The sequence below is a fragment of the Weissella koreensis KACC 15510 genome (genome assembly GCF_000219805.1).
Classification (GTDB): Bacteria; Bacillota; Bacilli; order Lactobacillales; family Lactobacillaceae; genus Weissella; species Weissella koreensis.
Genome location: NC_015759.1, coordinates 99,219 through 117,642 on the forward strand (window position 1 = coordinate 99,219; position 18,424 = coordinate 117,642).

The following is an 18,424-nucleotide window of genomic DNA, read 5'->3' on the forward strand; positions in this document are numbered from 1 at the left end:
TACTGATTCTAATTGAAGTTTAACCATTTTAGTTTAAATAAAAAGAGAGCCTGGACAAAAACTATCCCGGTCTCTCGATTTATGTTAAAAATATAATTTTTCTAAAACTTAAATTTACGCAATGAACGTAACACCTAAAATTTAAAATATTATCCTTTTTAACTTTTATTAAATATTATTGTTGAGACATCTTACGACGCTTAGCATACTTCTCACGTTCAGAAGTATTCAAGATATCCTTACGAATTCGAACGTTTTCTGGAGTTACTTCAACATATTCATCTTCGTTCAAGAATTCCAAAGAAGCTTCCAATCCCATCTCACGAGGAGTCTTGATTGATGAAGTTTGATCCTTGTTTGAAGAACGAACGTTTGATTGTGGCTTTAACTTAGTAACGTTCACAGAGATATCGTTATCTCGTGAATTCATTCCAACAATCATTCCTTCATAAACTTCAACTCCAGCTCCAACGAACATTTGTCCACGATCTTCAACACCCATGATGGCGTAATTAGTCGTTGTTCCTTGTGTAATTGAAACTAAGGCACCATTACGACGACCTGGTTCCCAGTTACGAACGATTGGACGGTAGTCTTCGTAAGTGTGATTGTAAATTCCATATCCGCGGGTTGCTGATAAGAATTCAGTTGAATATCCGATCAAACCACGTGAAGGAGCTACGTAAGACAAACGAGTTTGTCCGTTTCCCATAGCTTCCATGTTTAACATTTCACCCTTACGTTGGTTCAATGAATCGATAACAGATGAAGCATATTCATCTGGTGTATCAATTTGAACAGATTCGTACGGTTCTGATTGAACGCCATCAATCTCACGATAGATAACTTGTGGACGAGAAGCTTGTAATTCAAAGCCTTCACGACGCATTGTTTCAATCAAGATAGAAAGGTGCAATTCACCACGACCAGAGACTAACCAAGCACCAGCTTCATCAGTATCTTCAACACGCAAAGAAACGTCAGTATGCAATTCTCGACGAAGACGATCTTCAATTTGACGGGCCGTTACAAACTTACCTTCGCGACCAGCGAACGGTGAGTCATTTTGACGGAAAGTCATTTGCAAAGTTGGTTCATCGATACGCAAAACAGGCAATGCTTCAGGATGCTCAGGATCAGCAACTGTTTCACCAACTGAAATTTCTTCCATTCCAGCAAGTGCAATCAAGTCACCAGCTTCGGCTTGTTCGATTTCAACTCGGTCAAGTCCAATAAATCCAAACAACTTAGTAACTCGGAAAGTTTGAGTTGTTCCATCTAATTTCATAACTTCAACAGAATCACCAAGCTTGATAGTTCCACGGAAGACACGTCCAATACCAATACGACCAAGGAAGTCATTATAGTCAAGCAAAGCAACTTGGAATTGCAATGGCTCATCTGAATTATCTTCAGGGGCTGGAATTGTTTCGAATACCTTGTCAAAGACAGGCTTCATTGTGTGTTCTTGCTTATCAACTTCTGGATCTAATGAAGATGTTCCGTTCATAGCTGAAGCAAAGATAACTGGGAATTCCAATTGTTCTTCATCAGCTCCAAGCTCAATGAACAAATCCAAAACTTCATCGACTACTTCAGAAGGACGAGCCCCTGGACGGTCAACTTTGTTAACTACCACAATTGGAGTTAAGTTTTGTTCAAAAGCCTTTTTCAAAACGAAACGAGTTTGTGGCATTGTTCCTTCAAAGGCATCAACAACCAACAAAACTCCATCAACCATCTTCATGATACGTTCAACTTCACCACCGAAGTCAGCGTGGCCGGGAGTATCAACGATGTTAATTTGCTTATCTCCAACCTTAACGGCTGTGTTTTTAGCTAAGATTGTGATTCCACGTTCTTTTTCAAGATCGTTTGTATCCATTGCTCGATCAGTAATGTTATTACGAGCATCCAATGTATCTGATTGCTTCAATAATTCATTCACCAACGTGGTCTTACCATGATCGACGTGGGCGATGATTGCAATGTTACGAATATTATCGCGTTTTGCCAAATTCCTGTTCTCCTTGACGTTTTCGTCACTTTAATTTCTTTTTACTATTCTACACCAAATGTCACAAAATAAAACGCCAAATTGACCTTTTAAAGGTTACTTGACGTATTTGTCAACATTTTAATGTCTGCCATAACCTGTTTTTGAGATGCTAAGATGACATTTGATGATAACATGTCTAACGGTTGACCGTCAAGTGTTTCTACTTGTAACCCTAGACTCCGGCATAGGACTAATCCTGCCGCAAAATCCCAAGGTTTTAAGACACTGGTAAATCCTCCACATTGACCTTTTAATAGCCGAATAAATGAAATACCCGCGGAACCATAAACCCGATAACCTAGAGCCATTCGGGCAATGTTTTGATATTGATAATGATCATATAACAAATGAGTCCCTGAAAAAGAAATTATACTTTGATCTAATTTATTCTCAGTCGGTTCTTCCATTGTGGCTTTATTTAATCGGACACCTTGTGTAGGCCCCCCATGAACGACTTCATTTTTAACAACATCCATAATCCAAGCTCCTTGAGCCTCGCCATCATAAAAATAAGCTAGCATGGAAGCATATTCATCATGTTGTTTGACAAAATTCATCGTACCATCAATAGGATCAATAATCCAAACTGGGCCGTCTAGATTATTAACTTCATCCCCAAATCCCTCTTCACTTAAAATTCGAGCTGCTGGATTTAATTGTTTAATCTTTGCAATATACATTTGTTCAACAGTACGATCTAAATTAGTGACTAAATCACGGGCATTACTTTTAGTTTTAATAGTTAATGGATTTTTTATTTCTTTCAAAATAAATTGACGAATTTCATCCATCCATTCCAAAACTAAGGTATCCAATTGCGCATTATTAATCGGCAATTTGTCCATCTAGGCCTCCATCATCAAAACCTTTTTATTAGTTTGGCGTGCTGCTTGAATTGTCCGATAAATACTATATTCTGAAGTCGTTTCAAATTGCCGACCAAGTTGTTTTTCTTCACTTTTGCTAGTTACAACCGATTTAAAGCCTTGATACGCATTTAGCAACTTGTCTACTTCAACTCCACCTTCATAAGCTTTTGCCACTGATGAATAAAGTGCGCTGACTTTAATAATGTCATCTTTTGACCACCCATTCAAAAGGGGATAGTCGAAATTTAAATCACTTTTCATATTTTATTACCCCAAATATTTGGCATTATCAATTTGATGCCATGGTTCATCACTTTTAATATGATCATAATAAAGAGTTCCCTTTAAATGATCAATTTCATGTTGGAACACAATTGCTGGATAACCTTCCAACTTCAAGTCGTGACTTTCACCTAGTTCATCTTGATAGCGAACTGTAATTCGATATGAACGATGAACATAACCAGGTCGATCTTCATCAACTGAAAGACAACCTTCCCCAATAGTTAAAGCACATTGCTTAACAGATTGTCGAATAATAACTGGATTAAAGATCACTCCTTTGAAGAAATACTTAGGTTCCTCTTCTTCCACACTATCTTCAAAATCTTCAGCTTCATCATCCCAAGCTTGTTCATCTTCTTCAGGAATTAAAATAGCTGAGAACTGCTTTGATATGCCAACTTGAGGGGCTGCTAGCCCAACTCCTGGTCGCAAATCATATTTTTCGTTTAATTCTTCGTCCTGGCTAATCACTAGATATTCCATCATATTGTGCATAGCAGCCTGATCATCAGCACTTAAAGGAAATTCGACTTTCCCAGCCTGCTGTCGCAAGACTTCTGATGGGTCTCGGACGATATCTTTCATTAGATACATTTATGTACGCCTCCATATACGTTTTTATCATTAACTTTAATTATAACCTAATTTGTGAATTTAAGTTATGTTTGAAATGGTTGGTTTAATTTCTTTAGATCATGTAAATAAGCAACGGTTTGCTGGTTGCTTACATTTGCAACATCAATATGCAAAATGGGATGAATTTGGTCATACCATAAATCAGTGATAACAATTGGTGCAATCTCAGTATCAAGTTTAGGTAGATTTTTATCAGCACAATATTGCTTTAAATCATTATTAAAATGCTGTTGTAGTTCTTTTGGATCCAACCGTTGCTCATAATAAATTTTAATTTCAAACGCCATAACATTATGACCCCAAATATTAGCAGTTAATGTTGAATTGATATTCTTTGGTAACTTTAATCCATGCTCAAACGTCGTATTTTTAAATAAATAATTAATAGCCTCATTCACCAACTGCTGAGAATGAATAATTTCAATTTCTGTCTTACGACGGCCAACAAGATGCTTAATTCTAATCGTTAATAAAATACCAATGATAATAATGGCCCCGATAATTAAGACTATTGTCATTTATTTTTTCCTCCGCTATACCTTAATATTTTTGCATAGGTTAACATACCTATGTTTATTGTTCATATCATTACTAATTTATTGTGTTTTAAAGTATAATATTGCATACTAGCTACGAATTTTGAAGGAGAGTAAGATGTTAAAAAAAAGATTATTAACTTTTTCGTTAATCATTTGTTTACTGATCGGTTTAATATGGGCTTGGAATCACCACATTAATCAACCCACTATGCAAAATAAGACTATTCTTAAAACAAAAGAAAAAAGCAGTCTTGCGACAAAACCGACCTACCATACGGATCATAATTTACTAGTAGTAAATAAAAAGCATCCTCTAACTCAAGATTATAATCCATTTAAAGGCGCTTTAGATACTAATAACCCTGATGGAGGTGGTCTTTCCGAAAATGCTAATCAAGCAAAGAATGAAATCATTGCAGCCCTTCAAGCAGCCGGCTTTCCAATTTCAAACCAAGTTTCTGGTTATCGATCATACCAATATCAAACAACATTATACAATAATTATGTCGCAAATCATGGTCAAAAGGAAGCCGATACTTTCTCTGCTCGTCCAGGTTACTCAGAACATCAAAGTGGTTTAGCCTTTGATTTAACTGGTCAAAATGGTCAGCTACCAACGGATGATAAGATGTACAAATGGTTGCAAAATAACGCTTATAAGTATGGACTTATTATCCGATTCCCTAGACATTCCAGCACACAAACCGGTTATATTGGTGAAGAATGGCATCTCCGCTATGTTGGCATTAACAATGCTACTACAATGAATAAAAAAAAGATTTCAACACTTGAAGAATATACTGGTGTAAAGGGTGGTGATTACCATCCAGATGCTAGTCAAGATCAACTAGCGGTTAATGAATAAAATATATATAATCCCATAAATTAGACTAAAATAGTTTGATTTATGGAATTTTTTAGTAGGTCTCATTTCACTTTTACGCCTAACCCAAGGGTTCTATTATTACTTAAACCTTAATTCATGTTACAATATTAGTCAGGAAACATTTCTGTTAGCACATTTCGAGTCTTTTAAAACGATGAAAAGGGCTCAGAAAAAAATTATTTTATTAAAAGGAGCTAAATCAATATGATTTACAAAGTTTATTTCCAACCAACTAAGACTCAAAACCCCAAGCGGGAAAGCACTAAGTCACTTTACATTGAGGCACCTGATTTACCAACTGCTCGTTTGGCGGTTGAAACTAACACCGAATACAATGTTGAGCAAATCGAAGAGCTTTCTGAGGCTGCGTTGACTTATGAGCAACAAAGCCTTGGTGAACGGTTTAAATTAACGGAGTTCTAATATGGCAATGGATATTGATGTACAACCTAATGAAGCAGCAGTTTATGCTTTAGGTGGTCTAGGAGAAATCGGGAAAAATACTTATGCCGTACAATATGGTGATGACATCGTCGTCATTGACGCCGGAGTTAAGTTTCCAGAAGATGAACTATTAGGAATCGATTATGTTATTCCTGATTATTCATATCTTGTAGAAAATATTGATAAAGTGCGCGGTTTGGTAATTACCCACGGGCACGAAGATCATATTGGAGCCATTCATTTTTTCTTGGAAGCTGTAAACGTACCAGTTTATGCTGGTCCCCTAGCAGCTGCTCTGATCACAAATAAATTAGAAGAACATGGTCTAACTAACCGTACTGAACTAAATATCATTGGCGAAGATGATGTTTTAACATTCGGTGAATTATCAGTTGAGTTTTTCCGAACTACCCACTCGATTCCCGATACATTTGGAGTCGCAGTTCATACACCAGTTGGCGTAATTGTCGAGACAGGTGATTTTAAATTTGATCTGACTCCAACTACCCACCAGCCACCTAACTTGCAAAAAATGGCACGTTTGGGTGCTGAGGGTGTTCTCTTATTAATGTCGGATTCAACTAACGCCGAACGTGCTGAGTTTTCAAAGTCTGAACGCTGGGTAGGTAAAACAATTGATCAATTATTTGATGATATTACTGGTCGAATTATATTTGCTACCTTTGCTTCAAATATGTCTCGAGTTCAAATGGCTACCGAATCTGCTTTAGCGCATGGTCGTAAAATTGCTGTCTTCGGGCGTTCAATGGATACAGCAGTCAGAAACGGATTAGCTTTAGGTTATTTAGATATTCCTGAAGATATGTTAATTGACGCCCATGAGGCCAATAAATTACCACCTGAAAAAGTGTTAATCCTATCGACTGGTTCTCAAGGAGAACCAATGGCTGCCCTCGCTCGTATTGCTAACGGAACTCATAAGCAAATTAAAATTCATCCAAATGATACTGTAATCTTCTCTTCTTCGCCGATCCCTGGAAATACTCAATCAGTTAATCACGTGATCAATCTGCTAGAAGAAGCCGGTGCCAATGTAATTTATGGTAAGATCAATAACATTCATACTTCTGGCCATGGTGGTCAAGAAGAACAAAAATTGATGTTATCTCTTATGAAACCTAAATACTTTATGCCAGTCCATGGTGAATATCGGATGCTGAAAGTCCACGCGGGATTAGGTGAGGCAGTTGGTGTACCTTCTGAAAACATCTTTATCATGGATAACGGAGACGTATTAGCACTAACCGCTGATTCAGCCCGAATAGCTGATCATTTCCCTGCTGCCGACACTTATGTCGACGGTAATGGAATTGGTGATGTTGGTACTGCAGTGCTAAAAGATCGACAAATGTTATCCCAAGATGGACTTGTTGTTGTCGTTGCTACCATTGATTTAAAAAATCAAGAAATAACAGCTGGGCCTGACATTCTTTCACGTGGATTTATCTACATGCGCGAATCAGAAGAATTAATCAATGAAGGACGTCGCGAAATTTTTAAGGCTATTTTAACCGCAATGCGCGAACCAAATGCCAACGAAAATACAATCAGAAATGCTGTTATATCAAAACTACAACGTTTCTTATTCAGTCAAACTAAGCGTCGCCCCCTTATTTTACCCATGTTTATCATGATTTAAAGTCAAGCTTTGAAGGAATCGAATTTAAATTCGATTCCTTTTTTGATACTCCATAAAACAAAAGAGACTCAAACAATTATGTTCGAGTCTCTTTTGTTTTAATTTAATATTGATTTAAATAGAACACATTATTATAACCAAAAATCTAATGTTTTTGAAGTAAACCGATAGTTATAAATATGTGCACCTAATTCTTCTCCATCCGCTTGAGCTAATTCTAAACGATGGGTTTGAAATTCTAATTTTTTATTTGTATAGCGATGAACTTCTGGTTGATCGTATAATTTATTTTTCAATAATGCTTTAACAATTTTGAGTAATCTAATTTTATTCTTAGGCTTTTCAATAATAATTAAATCTAATTTACCATCATGTGGATCAGCATCTGGCATAATCTTTACTCCACCCCCAAAATATGGGTGATTTGAAACCGTCATTAAATAAGCATTCTCATAAAAATCGGCTAATCGGCCTTCGCCTTTCACTGTAACCGCGAAAGAATCTTGTTCAGTTAAAACTTTTAAAATTAGTAACGGATAGGCCAAACTTCCCCAACCCATCTTATTTAACCAAACTTTCGCTAGTGAATGATTTGTCATACTAACGACCATAGCATCAAATCCAACACCTAAATTATTTACAAAATATTTACGTTTATGATCTTTAATATTTTCATAGATCCCTAAATCGATCGTTAAAGGTTTTTCTATATTTTGTTTTGTTTTCTTTAAAATTCGTTGCAACGAAGCCATCGGATCAACCGATATTCCGTGAGCCCTGGCAAAGTCATTCCCAGATCCATCTGGAATATATGCAATTGGCTGATGATATTCGCTATTTCGCTCTAAAATGGCATTAATCGTTAAATTTAAGGTTCCATCCCCGCCCATTATCACTAATTGGATGGACTGTTCTTCTTGACGCTTTAAAAATCGTTTAATCCAACGTTCTAGGTCATGCTGATCTTTACTAATATAGAAATCAAAATCAATTGATTCAGAGATTAACTCATCTTTTAAAAGTTCCCAGTTTTCTACCGATTTTCCGGATTTAGCAACGGGATTTATGATAAATTAATATTTATTCTCCATGAATCTAACCGTTCCTAACTTCAAATATTCGGCTTGTGTATTCTCATACACAAAACTATTTTATTATACCTTATTCTTTTGGTTTTTTATAGCAAATAAACCATATATTTCACATTCTTAATATATAAACTAACAAAAAACCAAAGCTTATTTTATGTTATAAGCTTTGGTTTTATTAAAATTAAAATGCAGCAGTCAAAGGTGGAACAACTTGCTTCTTACGCGAAACAACTCCGGGTAAGTCAATAACATTATTCTTAATATCAGTATCAAAAGCTTTGGCGACTTCATTAGAAGCATCTCCCAAATAAAGTGCCTTTGAATTTGAATTTAAAATATCCGTAATAACAAACAAGAAGTTATCATATCCTTCAGCTTGCATAGCAGATTCTAGTTCAGATTGCCGTTCCAAGGTTTCGTCAATATCAACAGTATTAACTTGCCCAATACGGAAAGTATGTCCATTGAAGTCAAATGACTTAGCATCTCCATCAATCAATTCTTGGGCTGTTCGACTTGAAAGATCAGTTCCAGCCTTTAACAACTCCAATCCATATGCTTCATAATCTTTAATTCCAGCAATTTCAGCCAAGGCTTCTAAAGCAGGTTGATCCATTGAAGTTGTGGTAGGACTCTTCAAAAGTAATGTATCAGATATAATAGCTGAAGCCATCATTCCAGCAACATCACTTGGAATCTCAATATTACTTTTCTTAAATTCATAATACAAAATTGTAGCCACTGACCCTAGAGGCATATTAATAAACCAAAGAGGGGCATCAGAACTAAAATTAATCTTATGATGGTCATATACCCCAACCACTTCAACTTCATCAATATTTTTAGCTGATTGTGCTGCTTCATTGTGATCAACCAAATAAACTTGTTCAGTTTCAGCTTTTTCAATAACGCGTAGTGGCTTTACCTTAAAATAATCCAAGGCAAATTGAGTTTCCGCATTTGGCTCACCTAATGCGACTGGCTCAGTTTCTTCTCCCATAGTTTGATTTAATAAATATGATGCCGCAATTGCAGATGCAATTGTATCTGTATCAGGGTTTTGATGTCCAAAGACTAATTTTTTTGTCATTTTTAACTCCAACTTTCTAGGTTTTATTATATTTATATTTTACTATAATCAGACAAATTCTACATCTTTAATTCAAAATTAATTCTGAACTATTAATGTTCATATTAGTTGGTATTCCTACTTTTGATATTTCAATTACGAAACTTCCATTACTTTGACGTTGTCCAAATGAGTGTTCACTTGGATTAATCAACACAATTTGATTTTGATCAGTTGTAATGCTTAATTGAGGCATTTCTTTTATTGGCGTTAAAATCATAGTAACAATTTGATGTGAATCCTTCTTCAATTCACGCATCACCGCTACGCCCTTCTTAGCACGCGATGTCACTGGAATTTCATCAGTCTTCATCAACTTATAAGCTCCTCGATTTGAAATCAAATGAATCGCCATATTAGTTTGCACAAATCCGCCACCTATTAATTGATCATCAGAATTTAAATTAATTGCTTTTACGCCAGCTGTTCGATTACCTTGAACTGGTACTTCATCCAAGCTATAACGTAATCCTTGCGCTTTTTGAGTAATCAATATGACATCAGCTGGATCAAGTTGAGCTTTAGGCTCAATAAATTGCAATAAGGCAACTTTTCCAGTCGCTGTTTTGAATTTAATTAGTGGAATTAATCGCTTCTTGTAATTACTACGAGGGGTCAAAGTAGCGAAATCAACTCGCTTAATATAGCCTTCATTTGAAGCAACCAACCATTGACCATTTAATTTATCAATATCATCTAACACTACAACTTGACTGATAGTTTCATCATTTCTCAAATCACTAACTGTTTGAGAAAGATGCTCCCCAGCATCCTTCCACTTAAATTCTGGAATTTCGTTAATTGGCCGATAGATCACATTTCCATAATTTGTAAAAATGAAAACATGCTGCAGGGTGTTAACCTTTTCAAGGTATACTGGCTCATCATCATCACGTAATCCATTATCATTACCTGAAGCACTAAATGAACGAAGTGAAGAACGCTTTACATAACCAGATTTAGAAATCAACATCACAACATCTTCATCAGCAATTGTAACAGTTTTATCAATTTTGATTTCTTGCACTTCAGCTTGAATTTCAGTTAATCTAGGTGTTGAATATTCCTTTTTAATAGCCGATAATTCACGCTTTAAGACTTTATTTAATTCTTTTGGTTCACTCAAGATCAATTGATACTTTTCAACCAAATCACTCAAATTTTTAGCTTCTGCTTGTAACTGCGTAACATCAGTATTACTCAACCGGTATAGTTGTAGCGTTACAATTGCTTCCGCTTGTTCTTCCGTAAATTGATATTGATCAATTAAGCCTTGCTTGGCACCTTTCCGGTCATTTGCAGCACGAATTGTTTTAATAACTTGGTCTAAAATTGAGAGCGCTCTAATTAGCCCATCAACAATATGCATACGTTCTTGTGCCTTTCTTAAATCAAAGACAGTCCGTTTCATAATGATTTCACGTTGATGTTCAATAAAGGCTGTTAATGCCGTTTTAAGACTAAATAAGACTGGTCGTTCCTTATGGATGGCAACCATATTGAAATTATAAGTAATTTGTAAGTCAGTTTTCTTAAATAGATATTGTAAGATTCCTTCTGCATTACCATCTTTCGCAATTTCAATTGCAATCGTCAATCCATCTCGATCAGATTCATCACGAACTTCAGTTAATCCAGCTACTTCTTTATTCAAACGGAGTTCATCCATTTTATGTACTAGGGCTGCTTTATTAACTTCGTATGGAATTTCCGAAACTCGGATTAATTGCTTACCACCTTTAATTGATTCAATCTGTGTTTTAGCACGGACAACAATTTTACCTTTCCCAGTCTCATAAGCTCGCTTTAATTCACTGGCTCCTTGAATAATGGCACCAGTTGGAAAATCAGGACCTTTGACAAATTCCATTAATTGATCAATATCTGCATCAGGATGACTCAAAAGATAGACAGTGGCATCAATCACTTCACCTAGATTGTGTGGTGGTATTTCTGTAGCATATCCAGCTGAAATTCCTGTAGCTCCATTAACTAGTAAATTAGGGAAATGACCAGGTAAAACAGTTGGCTCATACTCTGTATCATCAAAGTTAAGCACCATCTCAACGGTTTCTTTTTCTAAATCACGAAGCATTTCACCAGAAAGTTTTGATAAACGTGCTTCAGTATAACGCATAGCAGCGGCCGGATCATTATCAATTGAACCATTATTACCATGCATTTCAATCAAAGGAGCACGTAATTTCCAATCTTGTGATAGTCGAACCATCGCTTCATAGATTGAAGAATCACCATGCGGGTGAAAATTACCCATAATATTTCCAACCGACTTGGCTGATTTACGAAATTGCTTATCATAAGTATTTCCATCTTTACTCATTGCATACAAAATTCTTCTCTGAACGGGTTTTAACCCATCACGAATATCTGGTAAAGCTCGTTCTTGAATAATATATTTTGAATAACGACCGAAACGATCACCCATGACTGCTTCTAATGACAATTCTTGAATCGTTCCTTCTTGCTTGTTTTCTAACATAATGAATACCTCCTTTCCTCTTTAATCTTTATCCCAAGTTTCAATCTCTGGCTCAAAAAAACCAGGTAAAATATCATCATTTTGATTAGCATCAGCATCCTTATCAATTGGATCAATTTCTGCCGAAACTTTTGTTAACTGTGCTTCATCAACAACGTCCTTTGATGTTTCATCAGCCTCATTAAATTCCTTTTGTTTATCTAAAAGTGAAGCTTCATCAGCCAAAGAGAATGCGACATTACTTTCAATCCACTTACGTCGTGGCTCAACTTTATCACCCATTAAGGTCGTTACACGCTTGTCAGCTAACATGATGTCATCAATCGTAATTCTAACTAATGTCCGGCTATCTGGATTCATTGTGGTATCCCATAACTGTTCAGCATTCATTTCACCTAGCCCCTTAAATCGTTGTAAGGTATAGCCGCGGCCAATTTCTTTTTGTTTTTCTAACAGCTGCTCGTTAGTCCAAGCGTAAGTAATCGTCTGCTTCTTAGTTCCTTTTCTGAGCATATACAATGGTGGCAAAGCAATATATACTTTTCCAGCTTCAACCAACGGCCGCATATACTTATAGAAAAATGTTAATAGCAAGATTTGAATATGTGCCCCATCATCATCGGCATCGGTCATAATAATAACTTTATCATAATTAGATGCACTGACATCAAATTCAGAACCGACACCAGCTCCAATCGTATAGATCATAGTCGCAATTTCTTCATTTTTCATGATATCAGCTAATTTAGCTTTTTCAGTATTCAAAACTTTTCCTCGCAATGGCAAAATTGCTTGGAATTTACGATCACGTCCTTGCTTAGCCGAACCACCGGCAGAATCACCCTCGACCAAAAACAGTTCATTATGTTTGGCATTTTTTGATTGAGCAGGGGTTAATTTACCTGATAAAACACGGTCTTTACTACCCCTTTTTTTACCAGTTCTGGCATCTTCACGCGCTTTACGAGCAGCTTCACGAGCCTCACGGGCTCTTAAAGATTTACGAATTAATTCTTGAGAGAAATTTCCATTCTCCATCAAATAAAAGCCTAATTGTTCAGCAACAACACTATCTACAATTGAGCGTGCTTCTGGTGTTCCTAATTTTTCCTTCGTTTGGCCCTCAAATTGAAGTAATTCTTCTGGAATTCGAAGCGAGATAACAGCTGATAATCCTTCTCGAACATCCGATCCTTCCAAGTTTTTATCCTTTTCTTTTAAAAGATTAACTTTTCTGGCATATTCATTAAATGCTTTAGTCCAAGCTGAACGTAATCCAACCTCGTGCGTTCCGCCACCAGATGTTCGCACATTATTAACGAATGACATTGTAGTTTCTGAATAACCATCGTTATATTGAGCTGCTACTTCAACTTCAATTCCTTTTTCAGTCCCATTAAAGTAAAGAACATCGCCCATCGTCGTCTTATCTTCATTCAAATATTTCACGAATGAACGAATTCCATCATCATATTTATATTCTTCACTTTTTTCTTGTCCAACGCGTTCATCAGTAAGAGTAATTTTAACCCCACTTAATAAGAACGCTGATTCACGTAAACGTTCAGCTAAAATATCAAAATTATAATTAGTGGTTGAAAAAATCTTAGGATCTGGTTGAAATTCGACAGTTGTTCCATTGCCTTCCTTAGTTTTACCTAGGTTATTCAAAGTTCCATCTGGGTGACCACCATTAATAAAATGTTCTTGATATTTAAAACCATCTCGGACAATTGTAACCATTAAGCTAGATGATAACGCATTAACAACAGATGACCCAACTCCGTGTAAACCACCAGAAGTTTTATATCCACCCTGACCAAATTTACCACCAGCATGTAGAACAGTCAGAATAACTTCTGGTGTAGGTTTACCTGAAGCGTGCATTCCAACAGGCATTCCTCGTCCATGATCGATAACTTTAATCGAATTATTTACGCCAATTGAAACGTTAATTTCCTTACCAAAACCGGCCAAAGCCTCGTCAACAGCATTGTCAAAAATTTCATACACTAAATGATGTAATCCTTTTCCATCCGTTGAACCGATATACATACCTGGACGCTTACGAACGGCATCTAAGCCCTCTAAAACCGTAATATCATTTTCATCGTAGGTATTTGTCTTTACCATCTGTTTGCCTACCTTCATTATTTTATAAAAAGGTTAATATGAAAGATTAACCACCGTAACTATAAAAAGCACTCACAGTCAAAAATACCACGACTTTAAGTGCTGTTGCAACGTTTTTTATTGTTTTTAATTAAATTTAAACCTAATAACGCGTTTGAGTTTGACCACTAATACCCCGTTGAAATGGAACTTCATGCCAAATTTGATCCCGCTTAAATAATTCTGCCTGACCTTTGGTTAAATCACGTAGTTGTTCCATCACACTATCCAAGGCATCTAAATTAACTGGTACCACCATAGTGACTTTTTCAGTAAAAACAGTTTCACTAAGATCCAAAGCATGCTCTGCTAACCAATATTTAATTATTTCAAATTGAGGGTAGTCAATTTGAATGACGAGTTCTTGTTGCAAAATTTTTTGCACTAAGCCACCCGCCATAATGGCATCAGCTAACGTCCCTGCATAAGCCCGAATTAAGCCACCAGCTCCCAACTTAATTCCCCCAAAATAACGGGTTTGGACTACTACAACATCCCGAAGCTGATTATTATTTAATACTTCCAACATTGGTGTTACTGCTGTCCCACTAGGTTCACCATCATCGGAAGCTCTTTGAATTTCAGAATGAGGACCCAAAACATATGTCCAAACATTGTGATTAGCTTTATTATGATTTTTTTGAATTTGTTTGATAAAATCTTGGGCTTCAGTTTCATTTTGCACACGTTGCATCTGAACAATAAAACGTGATTTTTTTATAATTTGTTCATACACAAAACTAGACTTCTCGATAGTGATATACGTTGTATCCACGTTTGATAGCCCCCAATCATTTTAATCTTCGAATTCAAATTGGAAGTCCATGATTTGAACAGTATCCCCATTCTCTGCTCCGGCTCGCCGAAGTGCATCATCTACTCCCATTGTACGTAATTGACGCGCAAAACGCATTAATGATTCTGTGAAATTAGTATTAGTTCGTTGGAATAGATTTTCCAGCTCATCCCCAGTCAAAATCCAATAATGATCATCTTCACGGACAATTTCAAATGGTTGCTCATTTTCTTTATACTCATACATTGTCGATTCTTCAGGTGCTGATTGCATCTCTTGAGCAATAAAGGCATCTGTTTCATCCAAAACATTGGCCGTTTTTTGCAAAAGTGGTTCCAATCCATCACGTGTTAATGAAGAAATTGGCATAATGACAGTATCTTGATCGAAATCAGGATCTTGTGCCAATTTAGCTTTAAATGTTGCTAAAGTTTCTTCTGCATCAGGCATGTCCATCTTCGTTGGAACAATAATCTGAGGCCGCTTTAACAAAGCTGGATCATATTCGGCTAATTCATGATTGATTTGCTTATAATTGTCATATGGATCAGAATCAGGATCAACACCACTCATATCAAGTAAATGGAGAATGACACGAGTTCGTTCTACGTGACGCAAGAATTGAATTCCTAATCCAACTCCATTTGAAGCTCCCTCAATCAATCCAGGCAAGTCAGCCATTACAAAGTCACGTCCATCATTTAATCGGACCATTCCTAAATTAGGAACTAAGGTCGTAAAGTGATATTCAGCAATTTTAGGCTTAGCAGCCGTTACTACTGACAAAAGCGTTGATTTTCCAACTGATGGGAAACCAACCAAACCTACATCAGCTAAGACTTTCAATTCCATTCGAATATCAAGTTCGCGACCAGGCTCACCATTTTCAGCAATTTCAGGTGCTGGATTCTTTGGTGAAGCAAAACGAATATTTCCACGTCCACCACGTCCACCAGCAGCTACGACCAATCGATCATCTTTATCTACTAGGTCCCCGATTAATTCACCAGTTTCAGCATTAGTAACTGTCGTCCCTTGTGGAACTCGGATAATCATGTCATCGGCTGATGCACCAGTCATCCCTTTAGTAGCACCATTACCACCAGGTGTAGCCTTAAAGTGACTCTTGTATCGGAAATCCATCAAAGTGCGTAAACCTTCATCTACAACTAAGATTACATCGCCACCTTTTCCGCCGTCACCACCAAAAGGTCCCCCCATATTAATATACTTTTCATGTCGGAAAGAAACAGCTCCATCGCCACCTTTTCCACCTTTAACAAAAACTTTTACTTGGTCAACGAATGCCATCGTCGTACCCCCTTCTGCTCTATCTAATCATGTGATTAGAGCCGTTAAACTTATTTAAAATCTGTCAATTAGAAAAAATTACCAGCTTCCAAAAAGCAAGATTTGATGCGTTATTAACTTGTCTATTGTATCGTATTTAACTCGATAAAGCTAATACCTACGTCAATGAATTGCACCGAGTGATATTTTAAGTGATTGAATAACCTTATCAGAAAGTCCCAATTGCTTCAACTCATCTACAGGTGCTTTTTCAATTTTACCTAATGATCCATATTTTGTGAGCAATTTTTGCCGCGTTTTAGGGCCAACCCCCGCAATTTCATCTAATTTAGAACCAAGTGATGATTTAGAACGTAAATTACGATGAAATGTTATTACAAATCGGTGTACCTCGTCTTGGATTCTTTGTAATAAAAAGAATCCTTGCGACTTTGGATCTAGCTCGGTATGTTCATTGCCTTCCGACTTCAACAAATCTGCGGTTTTATGATGCTCATTTTTAACCATCGCCGCTACTGGTAAATCAATTAATCCTAACTCATCTTCCAAAACTTCTTTAGCCGCATTTAATTGAATGATCCCACCATCCATTAAAACAAGATCCGGCATTTGAGCATGTTCTTTTAATAAGCGTGAATAACGACGTCGAATCACTTCCATGGTTTCAGCTCGCTCATCTGCATGATCTACACTCTTAATTTTATATTTACGATACTTTTGTTTATTTGGAATTCCATCTTCAAAGACCACCATGGCAGAAACAATTTCTTCACCTTGTGTATGAGAATGATCAAAAGCCTCAATGCGATGAATTTCATCAATTCCTAAAGCATCCGCAATTTCTTGCATGGCTCCGTTAGTTTTTTTCTCATTCATTTCCATTAAACGAAACTTTTCATCTAAAACAATCTTGGCATTTTCGACTGCCAAGTTCATCAATGCTTTTTTCTCACCACGTTGCGGCGTCCGCACTATAGTTTGCAAAACAGAACTAATTAATTTAGTATCAACGCCAGATGGTACTAGGATTTCTTTAGGCAACACCGTATTTTTACGATTGTAAAATTGTAAGATAAAACTAGTTAATTCTTCATTTGGTTCATCAACAATGGCAAATAATCTTTTTTCTCGTTTCAACAACCGGGCTTGACGAATGAAGAAAATTTGGACCGACAGCCACCCCTTATCCATATAAAAGTTAAAAAGGTCACGTGGCGTTCCATCTTTAGAAATTATTTTCTGCTTTTCAACCGTTTCAGCAATAAAATGTAATTGATCTCGTAAATCAGCTGCCCGTTCAAATTCTAACTTTTCTGCCGCTTCTTCCATTTTTTGATGTAGTTTTTTAGTAACAACTTGGGTATTTCCGGCTAAGAAACTTTGAATTTTTTTAATTTGCGCTTGATATTCATCAGCTGGAACTTCATGCCAACAAGCTCCCAAGCACTGCCCCATATTTGCGTACAAGCAAGGACGTCCTTGATATCCACTACATCTTCTTAGTGGATAATTTTTCTGAATAAAATGCAATGTTTCTTGAGCAGCATACACATTCGGATAAGGTCCAAAATACTGTGCATTATCTTTTTTAACAATACTAACTAGCTCAATTTGTGGGTCCTTTTCATTCGTTATTTTAATATAAGGGTAACCCGTTCCTCTTTTTAACCGAATATTATAATATGGTTGATACTTTTGAATCAACGTAATTTCAAGTAAGAGCGATTCTTTTTCAGAACTAGTTACAATAAAATCAAAATCAGCAACATTACGAACTAATTCGGCTGTCTTACCATCATGCTCACTCTTAAAATAAGAACGCACTCTATTTTTTAAGTTTTTAGCCTTACCAACGTAGATAATTTTACCATTCAGATCTTTCATTTGATAAGAACCCGGTAAATCAGGTAATAAGGCTAATTTTTGTTCAATATGTTCTGATGCCATAGAGCCCTCTTTCACAACTATTTTCACCCTATTTATACATTTTCAAGTATTTAAAATTAAATTTTATTCTTGATTGTTGTTTTTTTCAAATTTATCAACA

General features: G+C 36.3%; 15 protein-coding genes. 3 read left to right on the plus strand and 12 right to left on the minus strand.

Annotation, left to right across the window (positions count from 1 at the left end; all coding sequences use genetic code 11):
• Window positions 1–175: 175 nt before the first annotated feature.
• The 5 genes from typA to WKK_RS00465 form a co-directional block, all read right to left on the minus strand.
• A complete protein-coding gene (gene typA / locus WKK_RS00445) occupies window positions 176–2,017 on the minus strand; it encodes a translational GTPase TypA (protein ID WP_006845476.1) in 1,842 nt (613 codons plus the stop codon).
• Between the two features lie 89 nt (window positions 2,018–2,106).
• On the minus strand, window positions 2,107–2,904 hold the full coding sequence (locus WKK_RS00450; protein ID WP_006845477.1) for an inositol monophosphatase family protein: 798 nt from the start codon (window positions 2,902–2,904) through the stop codon (window positions 2,107–2,109).
• Window positions 2,905–3,189 (minus strand): UPF0223 family protein, encoded by a 285-nt coding sequence (locus tag WKK_RS00455; protein WP_006845478.1) that lies wholly within the window; start codon window positions 3,187–3,189, stop codon window positions 2,905–2,907.
• A gap of 6 nt (window positions 3,190–3,195) precedes the next feature.
• Window positions 3,196–3,807: a peptide deformylase gene (locus WKK_RS00460; protein WP_006845479.1), complete on the minus strand. Its 612-nt coding sequence runs from the start codon at window positions 3,805–3,807 to the stop codon at window positions 3,196–3,198.
• A gap of 65 nt (window positions 3,808–3,872) precedes the next feature.
• Window positions 3,873–4,367 carry a hypothetical protein gene (locus tag WKK_RS00465; RefSeq protein ID WP_006845480.1) on the minus strand — a complete coding sequence of 165 codons (495 nt, stop codon included), beginning with the start codon at window positions 4,365–4,367 and terminating at the stop codon, window positions 3,873–3,875.
• Window positions 4,368–4,503: 136 nt separating this feature from the next.
• Between WKK_RS00465 and WKK_RS00470 the strand changes: the two genes are divergently transcribed.
• The 3 genes from WKK_RS00470 (at window position 4,504) to rnjA (ending at window position 7,378) form a co-directional block, all read left to right on the plus strand.
• On the plus strand, window positions 4,504–5,253 hold the full coding sequence (locus WKK_RS00470) for a M15 family metallopeptidase (protein ID WP_006845481.1): 750 nt from the start codon (window positions 4,504–4,506) through the stop codon (window positions 5,251–5,253).
• Window positions 5,254–5,478: 225 nt separating this feature from the next.
• Window positions 5,479–5,697 carry a DNA-directed RNA polymerase subunit epsilon gene (locus tag WKK_RS00475; protein ID WP_013989108.1) on the plus strand — a complete coding sequence of 73 codons (219 nt, stop codon included), beginning with the start codon at window positions 5,479–5,481 and terminating at the stop codon, window positions 5,695–5,697.
• A 1-nt stretch (window position 5,698) separates the two neighbouring features.
• Window positions 5,699–7,378, plus strand: coding sequence for a ribonuclease J1 (gene rnjA / locus WKK_RS00480; RefSeq protein WP_013989109.1), 1,680 nt, complete (start codon window positions 5,699–5,701; stop codon window positions 7,376–7,378).
• A gap of 131 nt (window positions 7,379–7,509) precedes the next feature.
• On the opposite strand, the gene WKK_RS00485 is transcribed toward rnjA, so the two are convergent.
• From WKK_RS00485 to uvrC, 7 genes are all read right to left on the minus strand, one after another.
• A complete protein-coding gene (locus WKK_RS00485) occupies window positions 7,510–8,448 on the minus strand; it encodes a diacylglycerol kinase family protein (protein WP_041942382.1) in 939 nt (312 codons plus the stop codon).
• 202 nt (window positions 8,449–8,650) lie between these two features.
• Window positions 8,651–9,559 carry a manganese-dependent inorganic pyrophosphatase gene (locus WKK_RS00490; protein WP_006845485.1) on the minus strand — a complete coding sequence of 303 codons (909 nt, stop codon included), beginning with the start codon at window positions 9,557–9,559 and terminating at the stop codon, window positions 8,651–8,653.
• 67 nt (window positions 9,560–9,626) lie between these two features.
• Complete coding sequence (gene parC / locus WKK_RS00495; protein ID WP_013989111.1) at window positions 9,627–12,098, minus strand: DNA topoisomerase IV subunit A; 2,472 nt, start codon at window positions 12,096–12,098, stop codon at window positions 9,627–9,629.
• A gap of 21 nt (window positions 12,099–12,119) precedes the next feature.
• Window positions 12,120–14,231: a DNA topoisomerase IV subunit B gene (gene parE / locus WKK_RS00500; RefSeq protein ID WP_013989112.1), complete on the minus strand. Its 2,112-nt coding sequence runs from the start codon at window positions 14,229–14,231 to the stop codon at window positions 12,120–12,122.
• Window positions 14,232–14,373: 142 nt separating this feature from the next.
• Window positions 14,374–15,045, minus strand: a complete 672-nt coding sequence (locus tag WKK_RS00505; protein ID WP_013989113.1) for a YigZ family protein — start codon at window positions 15,043–15,045, stop codon at window positions 14,374–14,376.
• Window positions 15,046–15,066: 21 nt separating this feature from the next.
• Window positions 15,067–16,377: a GTPase ObgE gene (gene obgE, locus WKK_RS00510; RefSeq protein ID WP_013989114.1), complete on the minus strand. Its 1,311-nt coding sequence runs from the start codon at window positions 16,375–16,377 to the stop codon at window positions 15,067–15,069.
• A 162-nt stretch (window positions 16,378–16,539) separates the two neighbouring features.
• The gene (gene uvrC, locus WKK_RS00515; protein ID WP_006845490.1) at window positions 16,540–18,324 is read right to left on the minus strand and encodes an excinuclease ABC subunit UvrC; all 1,785 of its coding nucleotides are present in this window, start codon (window positions 18,322–18,324) and stop codon (window positions 16,540–16,542) included.
• Window positions 18,325–18,424: the final 100 nt, after the last annotated feature.

What these genes read in the sequence shown, in the direction of transcription:
- uvrC (WP_006845490.1), bottom strand. Translation starts at nt 18,324, where the DNA reads ATGGCATCAGAACATATTGAACAAAAATTAGCCTTATTACCTGATTTA.
- WKK_RS00450 (WP_006845477.1), bottom strand. Translation starts at nt 2,904, where the DNA reads ATGGACAAATTGCCGATTAATAATGCGCAATTGGATACCTTAGTTTTG.
- WKK_RS00490 (WP_006845485.1), bottom strand. Translation starts at nt 9,559, where the DNA reads ATGACAAAAAAATTAGTCTTTGGACATCAAAACCCTGATACAGATACA.
- rnjA (WP_013989109.1), top strand. Translation starts at nt 5,699, where the DNA reads ATGGCAATGGATATTGATGTACAACCTAATGAAGCAGCAGTTTATGCT.
- parC (WP_013989111.1), bottom strand. Translation starts at nt 12,098, where the DNA reads ATGTTAGAAAACAAGCAAGAAGGAACGATTCAAGAATTGTCATTAGAA.
- WKK_RS00455 (WP_006845478.1), bottom strand. Translation starts at nt 3,189, where the DNA reads ATGAAAAGTGATTTAAATTTCGACTATCCCCTTTTGAATGGGTGGTCA.
- WKK_RS00460 (WP_006845479.1), bottom strand. Translation starts at nt 3,807, where the DNA reads ATGTATCTAATGAAAGATATCGTCCGAGACCCATCAGAAGTCTTGCGA.
- parE (WP_013989112.1), bottom strand. Translation starts at nt 14,231, where the DNA reads ATGGTAAAGACAAATACCTACGATGAAAATGATATTACGGTTTTAGAG.
- obgE (WP_013989114.1), bottom strand. Translation starts at nt 16,377, where the DNA reads ATGGCATTCGTTGACCAAGTAAAAGTTTTTGTTAAAGGTGGAAAAGGT.
- WKK_RS00470 (WP_006845481.1), top strand. Translation starts at nt 4,504, where the DNA reads ATGTTAAAAAAAAGATTATTAACTTTTTCGTTAATCATTTGTTTACTG.
- WKK_RS00465 (WP_006845480.1), bottom strand. Translation starts at nt 4,367, where the DNA reads ATGACAATAGTCTTAATTATCGGGGCCATTATTATCATTGGTATTTTA.
- WKK_RS00475 (WP_013989108.1), top strand. Translation starts at nt 5,479, where the DNA reads ATGATTTACAAAGTTTATTTCCAACCAACTAAGACTCAAAACCCCAAG.